Origin of the sequence: Pseudomonas sp. PS01297 (assembly GCF_029959305.1) — a bacterium.
GTDB classification, from domain to species: Bacteria; Pseudomonadota; Gammaproteobacteria; order Pseudomonadales; family Pseudomonadaceae; genus Aquipseudomonas; species Aquipseudomonas helleri.
In genome coordinates this window covers 1-3,581 of the sequence record NZ_JASCPQ010000183.1, presented here as the reverse complement: position 1 = coordinate 3,581, position 3,581 = coordinate 1, and the positions used below count along the sequence as shown (strand labels likewise).

The 3,581-nt window shown below is 61.5% G+C and carries 6 protein-coding genes; all 6 read left to right on the top strand.

Features of this window, described 5'->3' with window-relative positions; genetic code table 11:
* Positions 1-124: 124 nt before the first annotated feature.
* The 6 genes from urtE to QMX84_RS25935 all read left to right on the top strand — a co-directional run bounded on the left by urtE (position 125) and on the right by QMX84_RS25935 (position 3,495).
* Positions 125-823: an urea ABC transporter ATP-binding subunit UrtE gene (urtE, locus tag QMX84_RS25960; RefSeq protein WP_282365117.1), complete on the top strand. Its 699-nt coding sequence runs from the start codon at positions 125-127 to the stop codon at positions 821-823.
* 33 nt (positions 824-856) lie between these two features.
* The gene (locus tag QMX84_RS25955) at positions 857-1,696 is read left to right on the top strand and encodes an urease accessory protein UreD (RefSeq protein WP_262123762.1); all 840 of its coding nucleotides are present in this window, start codon (positions 857-859) and stop codon (positions 1,694-1,696) included.
* 118 nt (positions 1,697-1,814) lie between these two features.
* The gene (ureA, locus tag QMX84_RS25950; RefSeq protein ID WP_048366542.1) at positions 1,815-2,117 is read left to right on the top strand and encodes an urease subunit gamma; all 303 of its coding nucleotides are present in this window, start codon (positions 1,815-1,817) and stop codon (positions 2,115-2,117) included.
* A 9-nt stretch (positions 2,118-2,126) separates the two neighbouring features.
* Positions 2,127-2,660 carry a GNAT family N-acetyltransferase gene (locus tag QMX84_RS25945; protein ID WP_262123761.1) on the top strand — a complete coding sequence of 178 codons (534 nt, stop codon included), beginning with the start codon at positions 2,127-2,129 and terminating at the stop codon, positions 2,658-2,660.
* Positions 2,657-3,190: a GNAT family N-acetyltransferase gene (locus QMX84_RS25940; protein ID WP_262123760.1), complete on the top strand. Its 534-nt coding sequence runs from the start codon at positions 2,657-2,659 to the stop codon at positions 3,188-3,190. Before QMX84_RS25945 ends, QMX84_RS25940 begins: the two co-directional genes overlap by 4 nt.
* On the top strand, positions 3,187-3,495 hold the full coding sequence (locus tag QMX84_RS25935) for an urease subunit beta (RefSeq protein WP_048366545.1): 309 nt from the start codon (positions 3,187-3,189) through the stop codon (positions 3,493-3,495). Before QMX84_RS25940 ends, QMX84_RS25935 begins: the two co-directional genes overlap by 4 nt.
* Positions 3,496-3,581 lie beyond the last annotated feature (86 nt).

Here is a 3,581-nt window from a genome sequence, read left to right as displayed (position 1 = left end):
CGCTGCCGCAGGCTGCGATCGAGCGCGCAGCGGTCGCGCTCTTGAAATTTTGAAGCCCCTGCGGGCCTTATCGCAGCCTGCGGCAGCGGCTACAGGGTTCGCACAGGTCAAAAGGAATCTGAACATGCTTCAAGTCGAAAAGCTGCACCAGTTCTACGGCGGCAGCCACATCCTGCGCGGCCTGTCGTTTGAGGTCAAAGTGGGTGAAGTCACCTGCCTGCTGGGTCGCAATGGCGTGGGCAAGACCACGTTGCTCAAGTGCCTGATGGGCTTGCTGCCGGTCAAAGAGGGCCAGGTGCAATGGGAAGGCAAGACCATTACCACGCTCAAACCCCACCAGCGGGTGCACGCCGGTATTGCCTACGTGCCCCAGGGGCGCGAGATTTTCGGGCGCCTGACCGTTGAAGAAAACCTGCTGATGGGCCTGTCGCGCTTTCCCGGCTCTGAAGCCCGTGAAGTGCCCGCGTTTATCTACGAACTGTTCCCGGTGTTGCTGCAAATGAAGCACCGCCGTGGCGGCGACTTGTCCGGCGGCCAGCAGCAACAACTGGCGATTGGCCGGGCGTTGGCCAGTCGCCCACGGCTGCTGATTCTCGACGAGCCCACCGAAGGCATTCAGCCTTCGGTGATCAAGGAGATCGGCGCAGTGATCAAAATGCTCGCGGCACGCGGCGACATGGCGATTTTGCTGGTGGAGCAGTTCTACGACTTTGCCGAGGAACTGGCCGATCAGTACCTGGTGATGTCGCGGGGCGAAATCATTCAGCAAGGCCGAGGTGAAAATATGCAAACAGAAGGTGTGCGCGGGCTGGTGACGATTTAATCTGTCACTCTTTCCGGGTAAAAAGTCCTACATATGAACGTGCCTGCCAACACCGCGCTGTTCACCCCCAGCTGGCACGCCGAGCTGGAACTGGGCTATGGGCGTTTCGGCGACACTACGCGTCCGACCCTGCGTCGCCACCTCGGCCCGCTGCGGGTGCAAAAGCACCTGTACGCCGAAGGCCCCGACGTGTGCCAGCACATCATCGTCCACCCGCCCGGCGGGATTGCGGGCGGTGACCGGCTGGACATCCGCGCCAGCGTCGGGCCCGATGCCTGGGCGCAACTCACCAGCCCCGGCGCAGCCAAGTGGTACCGCGCGGCGGGCCCGGCCTTCCAAAGCGTCGAACTCAACGTGGCCGCAGGCGCGACCCTCGAATGGCTGCCACAAGAAACCATCGTGTTCAGCGCGGCCCAGGCCGAAATCAGCACGCGCATTGAGCTTGAGGGCGATGCTCGGCTGTTTTACTGGGACATGGTGGCGCTGGGCCGCATGGCCAGTGGCGAGCGGTTTGAACGCGGGCATTTTCAGTCGCACCTGGATATTCGACGCGACGGCCAATTGCTCTGGCATGAGCGCCAGCGCATCGTCGGTGATGACGGGCTGCTGGACTCCCCCATCGGCCTGGACGGCAACCCGGTATTTGCCACGTTGTTGGTGACGGGTGAGATCAGCGCTGAACTGCTGGAAACCTGTCGCAGCCTGCCGAACCCGGTGCGCGGGGATTTGACCCAATTACCGGGTTTGCTGGTGGCCCGCTGCCTGGCCACCGAAGCCTTGCAGGCGCGGGGCTGGCTAATTGAGTTATGGCGTTTGCTGCGTCCGGCATTGCTGGGCCGCGAGGCGCTTGCACCACGAATTTGGAGCACTTGAAGAGCCCTCACCCCGCTTTTGCCTTTAGTCCCCTCTCCCTCCGGGAGAGGGTTAGGGAGAGGGGCTTTTGATTTTAAGCAAGCCACACCATTTTTAACTGCCGAACACGGACTCCACCATGGACCTGACTCCACGCGAAAAAGACAAGATGCTGATCTTCACCGCCGGCCTGTTGGCTGAGCGTCGACTGGCCCGCGGGGTGAAACTCAATTACCCGGAAACCATCGCCTATATTTCTGCCGCCCTGCTCGAAGGCGCCCGCGATGGCCGCACCGTGGCCGAGTTGATGCACTACGGCACCACCCTGCTGTCGCGTGAGCAGGTGATGGAAGGCATCCCGGAAATGATCCCGGACATCCAGGTTGAGGCCACCTTCCCTGACGGCACCAAGCTGGTCACCGTCCACCAACCCATCGCCTGAGGCTGCGCCATGTCTTACGTCATTCGTGATGCCGTCCCGGCCGATCTGCCGGCGATTTGCGAGATTTACAACGATGCGGTGCTCAACACCTTGGCGATCTGGAACGAGCAAACCGTCGACCTCGACAACCGCCAGCAGTGGTTCAACGCTCGTCAGGCCCAGGGGTATCCGATTCTGGTGATCGTCGACGATGCCGATGTTGCCTTGGGCTACGCCTCGTTTGGTGACTGGCGGCCCTTTGAAGGCTTTCGCCACACCGTCGAGCATTCGGTGTACGTGCACCCCGACCAGCGCGGCAAAAAGCTGGGGCCCAAGCTGCTCGCCGCGCTGATTGAGCGCGCCAGAGGCTGCGGCAAGCACGTGATGGTGGCGGCCATCGAAGGCGGCAATGCGGCCTCGATTCATGTGCATAAACAACTGGGTTTCGTCACCAGCGGGCGCATGCCGCAAGTCGGGATCAAATTCGGCAACTGGCTCGACCTGACCTTTATGCAACTGATGCTCAACCCCGGCGCACTGCCACCACAGGAGCGTGGGCAATGAACACTGAACAACCGATTCAAGTCATCACGTCCACGTTCGCGCAGTACCGTGAAGGCTTGATTGAGCTGTTGCTCGACGCAGTAAAACATGGGGCTTCGGTCGGCTTTATGGACGACTTTGACCTGGCTCAGGCCAATCGTTACTTCGACGATGTACACACCCAACTGGCACAGGGCAACTTGCTGCTGTGGGTGCTGGTTGAAGATCAGCGCGTGCTGGCCAGTGTTCAATTGGTGCTGTGCCAACGGGCCAACGGCCTCAACCGCGCCGAAGTGCAAAAGCTGCTGGTGCTTAACGAAGCGCGCCGCCGTGGCCTGGGCCAAGTGCTGATCCATGCCCTGGAGCAAGGCGCACGTGCGCAAAAACGCGGCCTGCTGCACCTGGATACCGAGGCCGGTTCACCCGCCGAAAACTTCTACAGCGCGCTGGGCTACACCCGTGTCGGCGAACTGCCCAACTATTGCCAAAACCCCAACGGCACCTACGCGCCGACGGCCATCTACTACAAAACCTTGAGTGAACCGCAATGATTCCAGGCGAATACCGGATTGAAGCGGGCGAGATCGAACTCAACGTCGGTCGCCGCACCCATACCCTCAGCGTGTCCAACCGTGGCGACCGGCCGATTCAGGTGGGCTCGCACTATCATTTTTTCGAGACCAACGACGCGCTGATGTTTGATCGCGGCGACAGCCGTGGCATGCGCCTCAACATTCCGGCGGGCACAGCGGTGCGCTTTGAGCCCGGGCAAACCCGCGAAGTGGAACTGGTGGAACTGGCCGGGCTGCGTCGCGTGTTCGGCTTTGCCGGGCGTGTCATGGGAAATCTGGATTAACCGCTCTTCCCCTTCGTAGGAGCGGGGGGGGGGGGGGGCGGGGTTTTTTTTGAGAAAAAAATAGGGCGGCGCCGCGGGCCGACCGG

Excerpts from the sequence above, each read along its gene's own strand:
- QMX84_RS25955 (WP_262123762.1), top strand. The coding sequence starts at position 857 with ATGAACGTGCCTGCCAACACCGCGCTGTTCACCCCCAGCTGGCACGCC.
- QMX84_RS25935 (WP_048366545.1), top strand. The coding sequence starts at position 3,187 with ATGATTCCAGGCGAATACCGGATTGAAGCGGGCGAGATCGAACTCAAC.
- QMX84_RS25940 (WP_262123760.1), top strand. The coding sequence starts at position 2,657 with ATGAACACTGAACAACCGATTCAAGTCATCACGTCCACGTTCGCGCAG.
- ureA (WP_048366542.1), top strand. The coding sequence starts at position 1,815 with ATGGACCTGACTCCACGCGAAAAAGACAAGATGCTGATCTTCACCGCC.
- QMX84_RS25945 (WP_262123761.1), top strand. The coding sequence starts at position 2,127 with ATGTCTTACGTCATTCGTGATGCCGTCCCGGCCGATCTGCCGGCGATT.
- urtE (WP_282365117.1), top strand. The coding sequence starts at position 125 with ATGCTTCAAGTCGAAAAGCTGCACCAGTTCTACGGCGGCAGCCACATC.